The sequence below is a fragment of the Xenorhabdus sp. SGI 60 genome, assembly GCF_056632175.1.
Genome location: NZ_CP196860.1, coordinates 1,096,560 through 1,112,395, shown reverse-complemented (window position 1 = coordinate 1,112,395; position 15,836 = coordinate 1,096,560). Strand labels below are relative to the sequence as shown.

Below are 15,836 nucleotides of genomic sequence, written 5' to 3'. Positions count from 1 at the left end.
ATGCAACTCAGTGAGAAAAAACAGAAACTAGTTTTTGAATCATCTAAGCAGCTCAACGAAATAGGTATTAATCACACCATTGATGCCTGCGGAACTATAACGATACAAACAAAACAAGGGAAAGTTATTTATTATCCAACAAAGGAAAAAATTCAATATAAAGGAGTGGTTACCGAAGGTGGATTAAATAACGTTAAAAATTTGGTTGAGTCATTAGGATTATCTAGAGAAGCAATACTGAAAAATAATAAATCGGATGAAATGACATTGAGGGATTATTTTGCGGCTCAGGCATTAACTGCGTTACTTATTAATACTAATTTATTACCTATTATTGATGAAGGATGGTCAATTTCATTGGCAAAAGAAGCTTACAAAATGGCTGATGGAATGATGAATGAACGGGAGAATAACAATGACTAAACACATTCACGCCGATTTAATTATGGGGTAATCGTGACAATATGAAACCATTGGAATTAACAAATTTAAGATTCGATCGACTTTTGGTGATTAGTCCTGTTCCAGAAAAGCCCGGTAGATTTTGGAATTGCATTTGTGATTGTGGAAATAAAGTTCAAATTAGAGGGACTAGTTTAAAAAGTGGTAATTCCACATCTTGCGGGTGCAAATGGAATGATAATAGACCTACTAAACATAAAATGGCGAAGTCGAATGAATATTCTATTTGGTCAGCAATGAGACAGCGATGTGAAAATAAAAGAAACAAAGCATATCCATCTTATGGAGGTAGGGGAATAAGGGTTTGTGAAAGGTGGTCTGAATTCAAAAATTTTATTCAAGACATGGGAAGAAGGCCAAGCAAAAGCCATAGCTTAGATAGGATTGATAATAATGGGAATTATAGCCCTGACAACTGCAGGTGGGCGAAAAAATTAATACAAAGCAATAACACAAGAACAAATGTATTCATTACTATAAATGGAGTATCTATGACATTATCACAATGGGCTAGAATGCCAGAGTGTAATGTTCGCCCTCAAACTATCGGGAAAAGATTGCGCAAAGGATGGAGTGCTGAAGAAGCTGTTTTCACCAAAAGCGGAGCAATCCGCGAATCCGCCGAACTGCACGCCAAGGCGCTCATTTCTCTGACCTCTAAATAATCCAAACTCGAAAATCACCAATCGTTTTCACTAACGAGGGACTGTTACATGCGTAACAACATGTTGGACGGGTGCGCAGTCGTACCCACAAAACCACAGGCAGTCAGGAACCGGCGCTTCCATGCGCGCCGAATTGCACTACTCATTATCTCATTATTCGTATTTATTCCGGTTTAACGGAGGGTAATATGTTGCCATCAATAAATTACAGTTATGTCCAACCAGAGGAACGGGTATTTAACGGACGAATCTATATCAATTATCACGATCTGGGTGATATGCAATTCAATATTCCATTCAAAGAGTTCGCCCTGCGTTCCGACCTCGATGTTAGCGAAATGCTGGAATACGCCAGAGTGCGTTGTGATACAGAGCGTCTCGCGGAAGAGATGCAAAAGGCGGGTTTCAGCTATCGGGAACTTATGGCTATCGCCCAGCATATGCATAAGGAGGCCGCATGAGCTACGACGATAACGAAATCTATTGGGACGATGTTCGCAATAGAAATGACGATATTCGGGCGGCGTTAAATCGTCAGGAACGGCTGGAAGAGGATGAAGAATATCAGAACGCCCTTGCTGCGGATCTGGATAACCGAGCTAATGACCGACTGGGACAATTGCCGGATAACACATGGTCAGAGCTCATTAACACTCTGTTAGCCACCACCGGCGACAGACAGGATGAATTAATCGAAAAATACAACGAATGGCTATTTGATGTGTGTCGAGCAGTGGAGGAAGAACTACATGAAACCCGGTATCTATTATGACATTTCCAACGAGGATTATCATCAGGGCGAGGGGGTGAGCAAGTCGCAGTTGGACATAATCGACCAATCCCCCGCCGAACTGATATGGCAACGGCGCGCTCCTATTGATGAGGAAAAAATCAAATCATTAGATATGGGAACAGCGTTGCATTGCCTATTATTGGAACCGGATGAGTTCAGCAAGAGGTTCATTGAGGCGCCTCCATTCAATCGACGCACCAATGCAGGAAAGCAGGAAGAACAAGAGTTTCTAAAAGAATGCGCCGACACAGGGAAAATCATCATGGATTATGAACAACATCGGAAGTTGAAAATAATGAGAGACAGCACGTTAGCTCATCCGATCGCTAAATGGTGTCTAGAGGCAGCAGGCAGAGCGGAAAGTAGCATCTATTGGGAAGATGCTGCAACTGGAGTTTTATGTAGGAGCAGGCCGGATAAATTAATTGAGGCGCACCACTGGATAGTAGACGTCAAAACAGCAGCAGACATGAACAGGTTTGACAGGGCGTTCTACGACTACCGTTATCACGTGCAGGATGCGTTTTATTCGGACGGATACAACGAACTCACAGGAGAAATTCCAACATTCGTTTTTCTGGTTGTCAGTACCACAGTGGATTGCGGGCGTTATCCCGTCAGGATCTACGTTATGAACGAACAAGCAAGGTCGGCAGGGCGTACAGCCTACCAGAGAAATCTAGCAACCTATGCTCAGTGCCTAAAATCAAATGAATGGCCGGGTATTAGAGAGCTATCACTACCTCACTATGCTAAGGAGTTGAGAAATGACTAATACACCGCCATTGGCGCAAGCTGATTTGCAAAAGACGCAAGGAACAGCAGTCAAGGAAAAGACAAAAGATCTACAGCTAATTCAGTTTATTAACTTACCGGGAATGAAAAACCAGTTAGCAAATGCACTACCAAAACATTTAACCGCGGAACGAATGATCCGAATAGTGACAACGGAAATTCGAAAAAATCCTGATTTGGGATTGTGCGACAGGGATAGCTTTATCGGAGCTGTTGTCCAGTGCGCTCAATTAGGTCTGGAGCCCGGTAACGCATTAGGGCACGCTTACCTCTTACCATTTAAGAAAAATAAGCGCAATACAGATGGAACTTGGGTTACCGAGCGAATTGATGTCCAGTTGATTATTGGTTACCGAGGAATGATTGATTTAGCTCGTCGATCCGGTCAGATAATCAGTATCTCAGCAAGAGCCGTCCGAGAGGGTGACCAATTTCATTACGAATATGGACTGAATGAAACGCTAACACATGTCCCATGCGGTAATGATGACGCCCCCATCACCCATGTTTATGCCGTTGCCAGATTAAAAGATGGAGGGACTCAATTTGAGGTAATGTCTAGGCAGCAAATAAACAAGGTTGCAGCCCAAAGTAAGTCAGTGAAGACAAATAAAGACGGATCAATAAATTTAGCCGAAACATACTCTCCGTGGGCGACTCATTGGGAGGAAATGGCAAAGAAAACAGCCATTAGAAAAATATTCAAATATCTTCCTGTATCCATAGAGATACAGAAAGCCGTCGTTTTAGATGAAAAAGCCGAGTCAGATATCGATCAAGAACATGCTGCTGTATTTGAAGCTGAGTTTGAAGAGGTAACTCATGACCACGGAACCGAGTAAATATTTTTACGGTAAACCCTGTCCACATGGACACATTTTGAGATACACAAATAACCGTAGATGTGTTGTGTGTAGACGAATATGCGCCAATGAGAATCAAGGTAAGTATGTGAGTAAAGTCAAGAAAAAACCAGCACAACCAGCACCACCTACCACCGATTTTCAACACCGAGTCACCGTGCTCGGCAATCCAGATAGAACCCTGTAACCCCAACCCTATCACTACGCTGCTATGCGGCGGGAGGATTATTGTGCATATCGAAACATCGGATGTAGTGAAAATTCAAATCACGGATGTACCACGACATGACCCTATTCATGTTTATCTGGAAGATTACGGTAATAAGATGGGACGAATAACAATCTCTGAATATGGTAATTCATGGACTGCATTCTGGCCTGCAATGGGAAGTTCATTATCTGATTTTATTCTCAAGGCTGATAACGGATATCTCACCGGATATCTGGCTCCCGCACTAAATATTGACAGTCCAAAATACGAAAGGATGGATTCTCGTTTAAATGCCGTGAAAGAAGCATTAAGGAGATTACATGCAGTTCACCCCATGGAACCCGAATCCAAGAGCAATACAGAGAGTTAACGACCCCTACCCCATTCCGACTCATTGCCGATACTGCGGCAGGCACGTGATGATTGAGCATCATCTGAATGTTTTTAAACGCATCCATGACAACCGCTGGCCGTGGCTGTATCACTGCTGGACATGCGGTGCGCGTGTCAGCATTCATCCGGGAACGGATATCCCGATGGGGTCACTGGCAGATAAACCGACACGCAGAGCCAGAGCATCGGCTCATCGGTATTTCGATGATGTCGTCAGGAGTCGTAATTTGGAGCGCACGGAGGCGTACAGATGGTTAGCAAATCAACTGGAAATCAGTTTCAACGAATGTCATTTCGGCTGGTTCGACACTGATATGTGCGAACGGGCAGCGAATATATGCAGGGGGTTTAAATGAAGCCACTCCACCTGACTCAAATCATCGCCTCAGTTTGGGGCGATCCGGCTGATATCACCGATGCAGTATGGAAAGCCGGATACCGCAAGCCGGAACGGGGAGAAAAGGAAATCGCCGCATTGGTTATTGATGTCATGAACGGGGTGCCCGATGAAGTGCCCTACTCTGAAAGGCCAAGAAATTTGGAAGATATCCTGACTACGGAGCTGTATGACATCATTTTTGAAGCAACACTCAGTGACTTGGCAGCACCTGAAATGGTGGCAAAAATGGTTTTGTGGAACGGGTATCAGAAAGGAGTTGAGTAATGAAGATGAACACGGTGTTCTTGTTATTGGCGGAATTTGAAACTTCGCAAATTCCTTTGTCGGCCATAGCGGAAAGATATCTCAGAATGAGCCCTGGAACTGCTGAGCGTAAAGCAAATGAAGGAAAGCTGAATATTCCTACATACAAATTAACTGACAGTCAGAAATCACCAAGAATCGTTCATGTGAATGATCTGGCAGCATACATTGACAATCAAAGGGAATTAGCGGCAAAAGAAGTGGAAAGAATACAGGTTAAAAGAAAAGCAAATTAACAAAGAAAGCGTCAAAAGTCACTTCGGGTGCTGTTATTATGGCACCCCAATAGCACCCCTTAATGATATATTTAATTGATTAATAATATTATTTTACCGATTATAAACAGGTTAGGCGCATTCTTCATCCTATAAAAGCATCCAATAAGTAGGTGACTTTTATCCGTCGGCCATAAGATTTATGCTATGACAAATTCTAATTTCAGCAGAATAGGTTATGGCATCGATACAGAAACCCGCTTTTCGCCGCGGTGGTTTTACATTTAAACAGTTTTTTGTTGGACATGATAAATGTGCGATGAAAGTCGGGACGGATGGTGTGTTGTTGGGAGCTTGGGTGCCAGTATATAACAGGAAAAGATGTCTGGATATTGGATGTGGCAGTGGTTTGATTGCGTTGATGATAGCCCAACGTGCAAAAGAAGATACCCTTATTGATGCGGTGGAGCTGGATGGCCTTGCTGCAATGCAGGCAGTGGATAATGTACAGCAATCACCGTGGCCTTCCCGTATTACGGTATATCAGCAGGATATTCATGATTTCGTGCGACAACATATGCAACAAAGTGAATTGTGGAAAATTAACTCTCAATACGATTTGATTGTTAGCAATCCTCCCTACTTTGAGCCGGCTATTGCATGTCGAAACAAAGCTCGCAATCAGGCGCGTTATACGGAGTCATTGACGCATCAGGGGTTATTGGCGTGTGTACGGTCATTGCTTACGCCGACAGGGTTATTTTGCCTGGTACTCCCTTATGAAATTGGTGAACAATTTGAAAAAATGGCGTCAGATTTGGGATGGTTTACCCATTTCCGCGTCAATGTTCGTGACAGGCAAGATAAGCCGTTGCATCGTCTATTACTGGGATTGTCACGGCATGAACAGGACATCCAGGTGAGTGAATTAACGATTCGTTCCTCAGATGACACATATTCAGACGACTTTTGTCAGTTAATAACAGATTTTTATCTTTATTATTGATAATGTTAGCACTATTGAGATGGAGAATTAGATTTTTCGGTATAATAAAACAAAGGTTTTCTTTTTCTCAGTTTAAAATCGCGTGTCCTGTGAAATAGCGGCTATGATTTAGAAAAGTGCAGTACGAAAATAACAGGTGGTTGTAATCAAAATTACAATTAAAGTTGAACTTCACAATGAACTGATACTCAAAGTCATGCTTGTTCGGGAAATCAGAACATCATATTGGTTTAATTTAAGTATAAATGTGGAGTTTTACCTCAGGAGAGTGAACCTCGGATGAGCGAGCAGTTAACGGATCAAATGCTGATTGAACGCGCCCAGAAGGGCGACCAAAAAGCATTTAATTTGCTGGTGATGAGATACCAGCACAAAGTAGCGAGCCTGATTGCTCGTTACGTACCTCAGGGCGACGTTCCCGATGTTGCTCAGGAGGTTTTCATTAAGACTTATCGGGCACTTTCTTCTTTCCGAGGTGATAGTGCATTTTATACATGGTTGTACCGTATTGCCGTTAATACTGCGAAAAATTATTTAGTTGCTCAGGGGCGCCGTCCACCATCCAATGATCTGGATGCCAATGATGCAGAAAATTATGATACGTCAAGTTCATTAAAAGAAATTTCGAACCCTGAGAACTTAATGTTGTCTGAAGAATTAAAGGAAGTGGTTTTCCGCACTATTGAATCGCTTCCAGAAGATTTGAGGGTCGCGATTACATTGAGGGAATTGGATGGATTGAGCTATGAAGAAATAGCCGACATTATGGAATGTCCTGTAGGCACTGTGCGTTCACGAATTTTTCGGGCAAGGGAAGCGATTGATAATAAAGTTCAACCACTGATCCAACAATAATATAGTGGAAAACAGTGGGACAAAATAATATTGAAGGGTACTTTAGCATGCAAAGAGAAAAACTTTCCGCATTAATGGATGGAGAAGCTCTTGATAGTGAAGTAATTCATTTGGTCTCTGAAGATGCGGTCATGCAAAAACAGTGGGAACGCTATCATCTGGTGCGTGATGTGCTGCGTGGCGATGTGGGGGATGTATTGCATTTGGACATTGCAAATCAAGTAGCGTTGGCGCTTGAAAAAGAACCTATTCATATTAATCCAGCGGCCGTTCTGGAATCTCAGCCAAAACCTGAAACATGGGCTAACATGCCATTCTGGCACAAAATTCGCGCATGGAAGAGTCAAATTGCCCAAATTGGGGTTGCTGCCTGTGTATCGCTGACCGTGATTATCGGTGTCCAGCAGTATAATAGTAATAGCAGTGTTGAAACAGATAACCAATTTGAGGCGCCAGCTTTTAACACGTTGCCTGTGATGGGGACAGCCTCAACAGTTGGCTTAGCTTCTCCCGCCGAAGAAGAAACTTTCGGTGGTGATTTGAGTATGCAAGTACGAGAAAGCAATAAGCGAATTGATGCAATGTTGCAGCAATATGAACTCGCTCGGCGCATTCACTCTGAAAAAAATTATGGTGTCACTCAGGTTAGTCCGGTTCCTGAAGAGCAAGCGCCACAACAGTCACAACAACAGTGATGAAACGTACTTGGGTTGTCGTTTTTTTATTGGCGAGTAGCCTGATAAATCCTCTAAAAGCCTCAGCGCAACAACAAAGCAACGCTGAGGCTTTGTTACAAGATATGAGTAAGGCAGTGCAAACGCTGGATTACGAGCTTGGTTTCATCATCTTAGAGCAGCAATTTCTCGTTCCCTTGCGTTACCGTCATGCCATTATCAATGGGCAGGTGATTGCTCAAATCATCCAAATGGATGGCTCACGTAGAGAAATTATCCAGCGCGGTGACCAAATCAGCTATTACGAACCCGGATTAGACTCATTTAGTATCCGTGGTTCTCATATCGTCGATTATCTTCCACCGATCATCTTTGCCGATTTTACCCAATTGCAAAAATTTTATCGTTTTATTGATGCAGGCAGCACAAATGTTGGCGATCATCCTGTGAATTTTGTACGCATCATATCGAAAGATAAATTCCGCTATAACTATAACCTGCTGATTGATGAGAAAAATCATCTCCCTTTGCTGATTGACTTATTAGATAAGGATAATAAAACAGTTATTGAGCAATTCCGTGTCGTGTCATCAACGGTGAATGGCTATATTAAAACAGAATTGAATGTAATTACTGATTTGAAATTACCGCCTATGTTACTCATTCCTCCTGCTGATAAGTTGAAATTCAATTGGCTGGTTGGAAAAATGCCTGACGGCTTCAAAGAAATTTCACGTAACAGCCTGAAACTATCAGAGACAGAATGGTTAGAATCCATCATGTATAGTGATGGATTGTTTAATTTTTCTGTCAATGTTGTGAACTCGGATAAAAAGGTTGTTGATGAACAACCATTTCGACAAGGCAGAAGAACGGTTTATACTTTGGCCAGAGGCAAAAACAGCATAACAGTTATTGGTGAGCTGCCTTTCGCAACAGCCGAACAAATTGCAGCAAGTGTGACGATTACGGGAAAAACTGATGGTTAAAGAGTGGGCAACGGTTGTCCGTTGGCACAAAGGCCGGGCATTATTACGTTATGGCTCATCTTCAGGCTGCGGTAGCTGTCAAACCAAAACAGCCTGTGGTTCTTATTTACTGGAAAAAATAGGGCCAGAAAGCATCCATCAGTTGGAACTGGAAATTTCTCAACCACTCCAACCGGGGCAGAAGGTTGAAGTGGGCATTCCTGAAAGCAGCCTGCTACGTTCAGCTATGTTGGTTTATTTGACACCATTGTTGGGTTTGTTTTTGGGGGGAGTGCTTTTCCAATTCTGGACGACTGTCCAATTATGGATCTGCTTAGGGGGGATTGGCGGTGGAGTCGCTGGTTTCTTCATTGCCCGCAAGATTGCTGCGTATTGGGATAATTTGCAAGCGTACCAGCCTGTCGTGTTACAAATTGGCTTACCACCTGATTCGATTAAGGTTCTACAGCAAGAATAATCTGTTTTACCCTACAAGTTTCAATTTTAATTTATCATTACTGAAAATAACTGGGTCATATTGAAAATGACAGACATGGCTAAGTTTTCACGGGTTTGGTTTTCGCGGGTTTGGCATGTAGAATACAGCGCTTCGGGCCAGTGGCCGAACCAATAAACTGTCGCTTTATGTCCATCAATGTGTCCATAGGCGAATGATTCAGAAATATTAAGGCAAAAAAGATTTAATAATGAAGCAAATAAGAAATTTCTCCATTATCGCCCACATTGACCACGGTAAGTCCACGCTCTCTGACCGGATTATTCAAATCTGTGGTGGACTGTCTGATCGCGAAATGGCAGCACAAGTACTGGATTCAATGGATCTGGAACGTGAACGTGGGATCACGATCAAAGCACAAAGTGTCACTCTTGATTACAAGGCAAATGACGGGCAAGTTTACCAATTAAACTTTATCGATACACCGGGGCATGTTGACTTCTCTTACGAAGTTTCCCGTTCACTGGCGGCTTGTGAAGGAGCCTTGCTGGTTGTTGATGCAGGCCAGGGGGTTGAAGCCCAAACATTGGCTAACTGCTATACCGCCATTGAAATGGATCTGGAAGTGGTTCCGGTTCTGAATAAAATTGACCTCCCTGCGGCTGAACCAGAGCGTGTCGCTGAAGAAATAGAAGACATTGTTGGTATTGATGCAACAGATGCTGTTCGCTGTTCTGCAAAAACGGGGGTAGGTGTACAGGATGTCATTGAACGTCTGGTGAAAGAGATACCGTCACCGGAAGGCGATCCTGATGCTCCATTACAGGCCCTGATTATTGACTCATGGTTTGATAATTACCTTGGTGTTGTTTCACTTGTCCGCATCAAAAACGGTACGTTGCGTAAGGGTGACAAAATTAAGGTAATGAGCACCGGACAGGTATATAACGCTGACCGTCTGGGTATCTTCACACCGAAACGTATTGACCGTAATGTATTGAATTGCGGTGAAGTAGGCTGGTTGGTTTGTGCCATCAAAGATATTTTGGGGGCGCCAGTTGGGGATACACTGACAACTGCCCGTCAGCCTGCGGAAAAAGCCCTGCCTGGTTTTAAAAAGGTCAAACCTCAGGTTTATGCGGGTCTGTTCCCAATAAGTTCTGATGACTATGAAGCTTTCCGTGATGCGTTGGGCAAACTGAGCTTAAATGACGCGTCATTATTCTATGAGCCAGAAAGTTCGACTGCGTTGGGCTTCGGTTTCCGTTGTGGTTTCCTCGGCTTGCTGCACATGGAAATCATTCAGGAACGTCTGGAGCGTGAATATGATCTCGATTTGATCACAACAGCGCCAACCGTTGTTTATGAAGTTGAGACAACCAGTGGTGATATTATTTACGTTGATAGTCCATCCAAGTTGCCGCCATTGAACAATATTGAGGAGCTGCGTGAACCGATTGCAGAATGTCACATGTTGTTGCCGAAAGAGTACCTTGGTAACGTCATTACACTCTGCGTAGAAAAACGCGGTGTGCAGACAAATATGGTTTATCACGGTAATCAGGTTGCTCTGACTTATGAAATTCCAATGGCTGAAGTGGTTCTGGATTTCTTTGACCGTTTGAAATCAACCTCTCGTGGTTACGCCTCGTTGGATTACAATTTTATCCGTTTCCAGGATTCGGACATGGTTCGTGTGGATGTCTTGATTAACAGTGAGCGAGTTGATGCTCTGGCATTGATTACTCACCGAGAGAATTCTCAATACCGTGGTCGTGAGCTGGTGGAAAAAATGAAGGAGCTGATCCCACGCCAGCAATTTGATATTGCCATTCAGGCTGCCATAGGAACTCACATTATTGCGCGTTCTACCGTTAAGCAATTACGTAAAAACGTACTGGCGAAATGTTATGGTGGTGACGTCAGTCGTAAGAAAAAGTTATTGCAGAAACAGAAAGAAGGTAAAAAACGCATGAAGCAGGTCGGAAATGTTGAACTGCCGCAGGAAGCCTTCTTAGCGATTCTGCATGTTGGCAAAGATAATTAACACAAGGTCGTAAGGAGTTCAAATGGCTAACACTTTTGCCTTGATATTAACGTTAGCAACGTTAATTACCGGTATTCTTTGGTGCATAGAACGATTTAAGTTTGCGCCTGAACGTAAGAAAAAATTTGCTCACATCCAGGAACAGGCGACAGGTGCAGAAGCTCAGGAAGCTTTGGCTAAAAAACTGAACAAACCTTCATGGGTTGAAACACTTGCATCTGTCTTTCCGGTGTTAGCCATTGTGTTGGTTCTGCGCTCTTTTGTTTATGAACCTTTTCAGATCCCTTCTGGTTCAATGATGCCGACATTGTTGATCGGGGATTTCATTCTGGTTGAAAAATTTGCTTATGGTTTAAAAGATCCCATTACGCAAACAACCTTAATTAAGACTGGCGAGCCTAAACGTGGAGATATTGCGGTTTTCAAATATCCGAAGAACCCAAGCATAGATTTTGTAAAACGCATTATTGGTTTGCCTGGGGATAAGATCGTTTATGACTACGTCAATAAAGAGCTTCAGGTTTACCCTGGCTGTGGCTGGAATACACAATGTAAGGGCGATTTACCTGTTACTTACCGGAATGTGTTCCCAAGTGAATGGACAATAAAAGAAGATGTGACACCAGAAGGCGTTCGTATAAGTGGTGTTTATCAGGTTCCTGTCGATGAACCAGTCGGACCATACGCTCTTCGCCAGGACGAAAGAGTCGAAACTTTAGGTAATGTGTCACACCATATTTTGACTATTCCTGTAATACAACGTTTCCCTGGTTTCTCTCAAGAAGGCTTGCCAATGGGGACTTGGATTGTTCCCAAGGGGCAATATTTTGCCATGGGTGATAACCGTGACAATAGTGATGACAGTCGTTCATGGGGATTTATACCGGAGAAAAATCTGGTAGGCCGTGCAACCGCCATTTGGATGAGCTTTGAAAAACAGGAAGGCGAATGGCCTACTGGCGTGCGTTTCAGTCGAATTGGTGGAATTCACTAATATTTATATATTAGCGCAGCATTAATTTATCTCACAGTGTAGAATATTCTTTCAAACGAGATGACTGGCTCCTGAAGAAGATGAAGACTTTGGGAGCCAGTGCAAACGCAACAGTTTTGTAAGGCATACCGCAAAAAATGTTCCCAAGGTAACTTGGTTGGTATGGTCTCACAGGTCTGTTGCGTGTGCTTTTATTTGATGAATTCTAACTGAATTGGTAGCACATGAACCCCATAATAACGAACCGGTTACAACATAAGCTGGGATATAGCTTTAAACAACACGATTTGTTGCTTCAAGCGTTGACTCACCGCAGTGCCAGCAGTAAGCATAATGAACGTTTGGAATTTCTTGGTGACTCAATCCTGAGTTTTGTCATTGCTAATGCCCTTTACCATCGTTTTCCCCGTGTTGATGAAGGGGACATGAGCCGCATGCGGGCAACATTGGTGCGTGGTAATACTCTGGCGGAGCTAGCCAGAGAGTTTGAGTTAGGTGAATGCCTGCGTTTGGGGCCGGGTGAGTTAAAGAGTGGAGGACATCGTCGCGAATCCATTTTAGCGGATAGTATTGAAGCTTTAATCGGTGCTGTTTTTCTTGATAGCGATATTCAGACGGTCGAAAAGATTATCCTGAATTGGTATGAAACCCGTTTGAATGAAATTAGCCCGGGCGATAAGCAAAAAGATCCTAAAACCCGTTTACAAGAATATTTGCAAGGGCGTCATTTGCCGTTGCCTACATATCTGGTTGTTCAGGTTCGTGGGGAAGCACACGATCAGGAATTTACAATTCACTGTCAGGTCAGTGGATTTGAACAACCTGTCAGAGGAGTCGGTTCCAGCCGCCGCAAGGCAGAGCAGGCGGCTGCGGAACAAGCATTAAAACAACTGGAGCTTGAATGAGCGAAGAAAAAAACTATTGCGGATTCGTTGCAATAGTCGGTCGGCCCAATGTTGGTAAATCAACGTTATTGAATCAGTTATTGGGCCAAAAAGTATCCATCACTTCCCGTAAACCTCAAACGACGCGGCATCGCATCATGGGGATCCATACGGAAGGGGCTTACCAAACCATCTATGTTGATACACCGGGCCTTCATATTGAAGAAAAACGGGCGATCAACCGCCTGATGAACCGTGCGGCGAGCAGCTCCATTGGTGATGTCGAACTGGTTATTTTTGTTGTGGAAGGTACGCATTGGACACCAGATGATGAAATGGTGGTGAATAAGTTGCGTCATTTGCGTTGTCCCGTCTTACTGGCTATCAATAAAGTGGACAATGTGACGGATAAAACCATTCTTCTGCCACATATCGGTTTTCTTAGCCAACAGATGAATTTTATTGATGTTGTGCCGATTAGCGCTGAAAAAGGCATGAATGTTGATACCATTGCCAACCTAGTGCGTGATCATATACCCCAGGCGGAACATCACTTCCCTGAAGATTACATTACTGATCGCTCACAGCGTTTTATGGCGTCAGAAATCATCCGTGAAAAACTGATGCGTTTTTTGGGTGAAGAACTCCCCTATTCCGTGACAGTGGAAATTGAGCAATTTGTTACCAATGAACGTGGCGGTTATACCATCAACGGCTTGATTCTGGTAGAGCGTGATGGCCAGAAGAAAATGGTGATTGGTAATAAAGGCAGTAAAATCAAGAAGATCGGCATAGAAGCCCGTCAAGATATGGAAAAGCTGTTTGATATGAAAGTCCGCCTGGAATTGTGGGTGAAAGTGAAAGCGGGTTGGGCTGATGACGAACGAGCGCTGCGTAGCCTCGGTTACATCGACGACTTATAAGGCTGATGTGTGGACGGCTGGCAGAGAGCCTTTGTGCTTCATGGGCGCCCTTACAGTGAAACCAGTTTATTGCTGGATTTTTTTACTGAAAATGAAGGGCGGGTACGTGTTTTAGCGAAAGGGGCACGCAGCCGTCGCTCCAACCTGAAAGGTTGCTTGCAACCTTTCACCCCGCTGCTTATTCGTTGGAGTGGGCGGGGTGAAATCAAGACATTAAGAGACGCAGAGCCTGTCTCATTGGCCCTCCCCTTAACGGGAAGTGTGCTCTACAGCGGTTTGTATGTGAATGAACTCTTATCCAGACTCCTTGAGCAAGGAACGGCATATCCCGCGCTTTTTTTTGATTACCTCCAATGTTTACAAGCGCTTGCAGTGAGTGAATACACACCAGAATGTGCATTGCGTCGTTTTGAATTAGCGCTACTCACCAATATGGGATACGGAGTAGATTATCTTCACTGTGCGGGAAGTGGTGAACCTGTATCGGATACCATGACATACCGTTATCGTGAAGAAAAAGGCTTTATCGCCAGTTTGGTTGTGGATCATTACAGTTTTACAGGTTATGAACTCAAGGCATTGGCAAGTAGCGAATTTCCCGATCAGGTGACCTTGAAAGCAGCGAAGCGTTTTACTCGCATTGCCTTGAAACCTTATCTGGGGGGAAAACCGTTAAAAAGCCGTGAGCTATTTCGTCACTTCGTGCGTAAAAAAACTGATAACCCCAACAAGAAAAATGAAAACTAAAGTAAGCCACTTTTTCATGATGAAGAGTGTAGACTTTATTAAATCTTATATTATTGCAGGAGCTAAAAATGGCTGAGGTATTGTTAGGTATCAACATTGATCACATTGCAACCTTGCGTAATGCCCGTGGGACACAATACCCTGATCCCGTTCAGGCTGCATTTGTTGCAGAGCAAGCGGGTGCAGATGGTATAACCGTTCACCTACGTGAAGATCGCCGCCATATTACTGACAGAGATGTCCAATTATTAAAAAATACAATCCAAACCCGTATGAACCTTGAAATGGCGGTCACAGATGAGATGGTGGGGATTGCTTGCCAAATCAAACCTGCTTTCTGTTGTTTAGTCCCTGAAAAGCGTCAAGAGGTCACAACCGAAGGGGGATTGGATGTGTCTGGACAAAAAGAGCACATTGCTGCGGCTGTTAAGACTTTATCAGAAGCGGGGATTTTAGTGTCTTTGTTCATTGATGCGGATCACCAACAAATTGATGCTGCTGCCGAAGTTGGAGCGCCATTTATTGAAATTCACACGGGGGCGTATGCAGATGCAGGGAATGAGGTACAGCAGGAAAAAGAATTTCAGCGTATCAAAGAAGCTGCAACTTACGCAGCTGCTAAAGGGCTTAAAGTCAATGCAGGCCACGGTTTGACCTACCACAATGTGCAGCGTATTGCAGCCTTACCTGAAATTTATGAATTGAATATAGGACATGCCATTATTGGTCGTGCTGTATTCAGTGGCTTATCTGCGGCTGTGGCGGATATGAAAACTTTATTGCGGGAAGCTCGCCGTTAATGGCCATTCTTGGATTAGGCACAGATATTGTTGAAATATCTCGCATTGAAGAAATTGTCGGGCGTTCAGGCGAACGTCTGGCAAGGCGAATTCTGAGTGATAGGGAATGGCAGCAATATCAACAGCATAACCAGCCTGTCCGCTTCCTGGCAAAACGGTTTGCTGTCAAGGAAGCGGCAGCTAAAGCTTTTGGAACAGGTATCCGCAATGGACTGGCTTTTAATCAATTTGAAGTGACTAATGATCCACTGGGAAAACCCACGTTGAAACTTCATGGAGAGGCCGCAGTGCTGGCTAACAAACTGAGGATAAAATCCATGCATGTCACACTAGCAGATGAACGGCGTTATGCCTGTGCGACGGTGATATTGGAAAATTAAA

General features: G+C 43.7%; 21 protein-coding genes and 1 pseudogene. All 22 read left to right on the top strand.

Going from position 1 to position 15,836, the window contains the following annotated elements; all coding sequences use genetic code 11:
- Complete coding sequence (locus ACSJJG_RS05175) at window positions 1-423, top strand: hypothetical protein (protein ID WP_189761425.1); 423 nt, start codon at window positions 1-3, stop codon at window positions 421-423.
- A gap of 41 nt (window positions 424-464) precedes the next feature.
- Window positions 465-1,127: a hypothetical protein gene (locus ACSJJG_RS05170; protein WP_282885498.1), complete on the top strand. Its 663-nt coding sequence runs from the start codon at window positions 465-467 to the stop codon at window positions 1,125-1,127.
- A 188-nt stretch (window positions 1,128-1,315) separates the two neighbouring features.
- Window positions 1,316-1,588 carry a hypothetical protein gene (locus ACSJJG_RS05165; protein ID WP_282885499.1) on the top strand — a complete coding sequence of 91 codons (273 nt, stop codon included), beginning with the start codon at window positions 1,316-1,318 and terminating at the stop codon, window positions 1,586-1,588.
- Entirely contained in the window at window positions 1,585-1,899 is a 315-nt protein-coding gene (locus ACSJJG_RS05160) for a hypothetical protein (RefSeq protein ID WP_282885500.1), read from the top strand. Before ACSJJG_RS05165 ends, ACSJJG_RS05160 begins: the two co-directional genes overlap by 4 nt.
- Window positions 1,877-2,695 (top strand): annotated as a pseudogene (locus ACSJJG_RS05155) (PD-(D/E)XK nuclease-like domain-containing protein); the annotation flags it as partial. The gene ACSJJG_RS05160 and the pseudogene ACSJJG_RS05155, both read left to right, overlap by 23 nt.
- Window positions 2,688-3,557 (top strand): recombination protein RecT, encoded by an 870-nt coding sequence (recT, locus tag ACSJJG_RS05150; RefSeq protein ID WP_189761364.1) that lies wholly within the window; start codon window positions 2,688-2,690, stop codon window positions 3,555-3,557. The pseudogene ACSJJG_RS05155 and the gene recT, both read left to right, overlap by 8 nt.
- Window positions 3,558-3,808: 251 nt before the next feature.
- Window positions 3,809-4,159, top strand: a complete 351-nt coding sequence (locus ACSJJG_RS05145) for a phiTE_072 family protein (RefSeq protein ID WP_189761435.1) — start codon at window positions 3,809-3,811, stop codon at window positions 4,157-4,159.
- A complete protein-coding gene (locus ACSJJG_RS05140) occupies window positions 4,110-4,538 on the top strand; it encodes a zinc-finger-containing protein (protein WP_282885501.1) in 429 nt (142 codons plus the stop codon). Before ACSJJG_RS05145 ends, ACSJJG_RS05140 begins: the two co-directional genes overlap by 50 nt.
- Entirely contained in the window at window positions 4,535-4,846 is a 312-nt protein-coding gene (locus tag ACSJJG_RS05135; protein WP_189760405.1) for a hypothetical protein, read from the top strand. The genes ACSJJG_RS05140 and ACSJJG_RS05135 overlap by 4 nt, the downstream gene beginning before the upstream one ends.
- Window positions 4,847-4,851: 5 nt before the next feature.
- Window positions 4,852-5,121, top strand: a complete 270-nt coding sequence (locus ACSJJG_RS05130; RefSeq protein WP_189760422.1) for a pyocin activator PrtN family protein — start codon at window positions 4,852-4,854, stop codon at window positions 5,119-5,121.
- Window positions 5,122-5,338: 217 nt separating this feature from the next.
- Window positions 5,339-6,106: a tRNA(1)(Val) (adenine(37)-N(6))-methyltransferase TrmN gene (gene trmN, locus ACSJJG_RS05125; protein ID WP_481088719.1), complete on the top strand. Its 768-nt coding sequence runs from the start codon at window positions 5,339-5,341 to the stop codon at window positions 6,104-6,106.
- A 279-nt stretch (window positions 6,107-6,385) separates the two neighbouring features.
- Window positions 6,386-6,961, top strand: a complete 576-nt coding sequence (gene rpoE / locus ACSJJG_RS05120) for an RNA polymerase sigma factor RpoE (RefSeq protein ID WP_481088718.1) — start codon at window positions 6,386-6,388, stop codon at window positions 6,959-6,961.
- Between the two features lie 47 nt (window positions 6,962-7,008).
- Window positions 7,009-7,656: an anti-sigma-E factor RseA gene (gene rseA, locus ACSJJG_RS05115; RefSeq protein WP_481088717.1), complete on the top strand. Its 648-nt coding sequence runs from the start codon at window positions 7,009-7,011 to the stop codon at window positions 7,654-7,656.
- Window positions 7,656-8,624, top strand: a complete 969-nt coding sequence (rseB, locus tag ACSJJG_RS05110) for a sigma-E factor regulatory protein RseB (RefSeq protein ID WP_481088716.1) — start codon at window positions 7,656-7,658, stop codon at window positions 8,622-8,624. Before rseA ends, rseB begins: the two co-directional genes overlap by 1 nt.
- A complete protein-coding gene (gene rseC, locus ACSJJG_RS05105; RefSeq protein WP_481088715.1) occupies window positions 8,617-9,081 on the top strand; it encodes a SoxR-reducing system protein RseC in 465 nt (154 codons plus the stop codon). The genes rseB and rseC overlap by 8 nt, the downstream gene beginning before the upstream one ends.
- A gap of 229 nt (window positions 9,082-9,310) precedes the next feature.
- Window positions 9,311-11,107, top strand: coding sequence for a translation elongation factor 4 (lepA, locus tag ACSJJG_RS05100; RefSeq protein ID WP_481088714.1), 1,797 nt, complete (start codon window positions 9,311-9,313; stop codon window positions 11,105-11,107).
- Between the two features lie 22 nt (window positions 11,108-11,129).
- Window positions 11,130-12,101: a signal peptidase I gene (lepB, locus tag ACSJJG_RS05095; RefSeq protein ID WP_481088713.1), complete on the top strand. Its 972-nt coding sequence runs from the start codon at window positions 11,130-11,132 to the stop codon at window positions 12,099-12,101.
- A gap of 224 nt (window positions 12,102-12,325) precedes the next feature.
- A complete protein-coding gene (rnc, locus tag ACSJJG_RS05090) occupies window positions 12,326-13,006 on the top strand; it encodes a ribonuclease III (RefSeq protein WP_481088712.1) in 681 nt (226 codons plus the stop codon).
- Window positions 13,003-13,908, top strand: coding sequence for a GTPase Era (gene era, locus ACSJJG_RS05085; RefSeq protein WP_481088711.1), 906 nt, complete (start codon window positions 13,003-13,005; stop codon window positions 13,906-13,908). The genes rnc and era overlap by 4 nt, the downstream gene beginning before the upstream one ends.
- Window positions 13,909-13,917: 9 nt before the next feature.
- On the top strand, window positions 13,918-14,655 hold the full coding sequence (gene recO / locus ACSJJG_RS05080) for a DNA repair protein RecO (RefSeq protein ID WP_481088710.1): 738 nt from the start codon (window positions 13,918-13,920) through the stop codon (window positions 14,653-14,655).
- A 68-nt stretch (window positions 14,656-14,723) separates the two neighbouring features.
- Complete coding sequence (pdxJ, locus tag ACSJJG_RS05075) at window positions 14,724-15,455, top strand: pyridoxine 5'-phosphate synthase (protein ID WP_481088709.1); 732 nt, start codon at window positions 14,724-14,726, stop codon at window positions 15,453-15,455.
- Window positions 15,455-15,835 (top strand): holo-ACP synthase, encoded by a 381-nt coding sequence (gene acpS, locus ACSJJG_RS05070; RefSeq protein WP_481088708.1) that lies wholly within the window; start codon window positions 15,455-15,457, stop codon window positions 15,833-15,835. Before pdxJ ends, acpS begins: the two co-directional genes overlap by 1 nt.
- Window position 15,836: the final 1 nt, after the last annotated feature.

What these genes read in the sequence shown, in the direction of transcription:
- ACSJJG_RS05130 (WP_189760422.1), top strand. Translation starts at nt 4,852, where the DNA reads ATGAACACGGTGTTCTTGTTATTGGCGGAATTTGAAACTTCGCAAATT.
- era (WP_481088711.1), top strand. Translation starts at nt 13,003, where the DNA reads ATGAGCGAAGAAAAAAACTATTGCGGATTCGTTGCAATAGTCGGTCGG.
- pdxJ (WP_481088709.1), top strand. Translation starts at nt 14,724, where the DNA reads ATGGCTGAGGTATTGTTAGGTATCAACATTGATCACATTGCAACCTTG.
- rseB (WP_481088716.1), top strand. Translation starts at nt 7,656, where the DNA reads ATGAAACGTACTTGGGTTGTCGTTTTTTTATTGGCGAGTAGCCTGATA.
- rnc (WP_481088712.1), top strand. Translation starts at nt 12,326, where the DNA reads ATGAACCCCATAATAACGAACCGGTTACAACATAAGCTGGGATATAGC.
- rpoE (WP_481088718.1), top strand. Translation starts at nt 6,386, where the DNA reads ATGAGCGAGCAGTTAACGGATCAAATGCTGATTGAACGCGCCCAGAAG.
- rseA (WP_481088717.1), top strand. Translation starts at nt 7,009, where the DNA reads ATGCAAAGAGAAAAACTTTCCGCATTAATGGATGGAGAAGCTCTTGAT.
- ACSJJG_RS05160 (WP_282885500.1), top strand. Translation starts at nt 1,585, where the DNA reads ATGAGCTACGACGATAACGAAATCTATTGGGACGATGTTCGCAATAGA.
- rseC (WP_481088715.1), top strand. Translation starts at nt 8,617, where the DNA reads ATGGTTAAAGAGTGGGCAACGGTTGTCCGTTGGCACAAAGGCCGGGCA.
- ACSJJG_RS05135 (WP_189760405.1), top strand. Translation starts at nt 4,535, where the DNA reads ATGAAGCCACTCCACCTGACTCAAATCATCGCCTCAGTTTGGGGCGAT.
- lepB (WP_481088713.1), top strand. Translation starts at nt 11,130, where the DNA reads ATGGCTAACACTTTTGCCTTGATATTAACGTTAGCAACGTTAATTACC.
- ACSJJG_RS05140 (WP_282885501.1), top strand. Translation starts at nt 4,110, where the DNA reads ATGCAGTTCACCCCATGGAACCCGAATCCAAGAGCAATACAGAGAGTT.
- ACSJJG_RS05170 (WP_282885498.1), top strand. Translation starts at nt 465, where the DNA reads ATGAAACCATTGGAATTAACAAATTTAAGATTCGATCGACTTTTGGTG.
- trmN (WP_481088719.1), top strand. Translation starts at nt 5,339, where the DNA reads ATGGCATCGATACAGAAACCCGCTTTTCGCCGCGGTGGTTTTACATTT.
- ACSJJG_RS05165 (WP_282885499.1), top strand. Translation starts at nt 1,316, where the DNA reads ATGTTGCCATCAATAAATTACAGTTATGTCCAACCAGAGGAACGGGTA.
- acpS (WP_481088708.1), top strand. Translation starts at nt 15,455, where the DNA reads ATGGCCATTCTTGGATTAGGCACAGATATTGTTGAAATATCTCGCATT.
- lepA (WP_481088714.1), top strand. Translation starts at nt 9,311, where the DNA reads ATGAAGCAAATAAGAAATTTCTCCATTATCGCCCACATTGACCACGGT.
- ACSJJG_RS05175 (WP_189761425.1), top strand. Translation starts at nt 1, where the DNA reads ATGCAACTCAGTGAGAAAAAACAGAAACTAGTTTTTGAATCATCTAAG.
- recT (WP_189761364.1), top strand. Translation starts at nt 2,688, where the DNA reads ATGACTAATACACCGCCATTGGCGCAAGCTGATTTGCAAAAGACGCAA.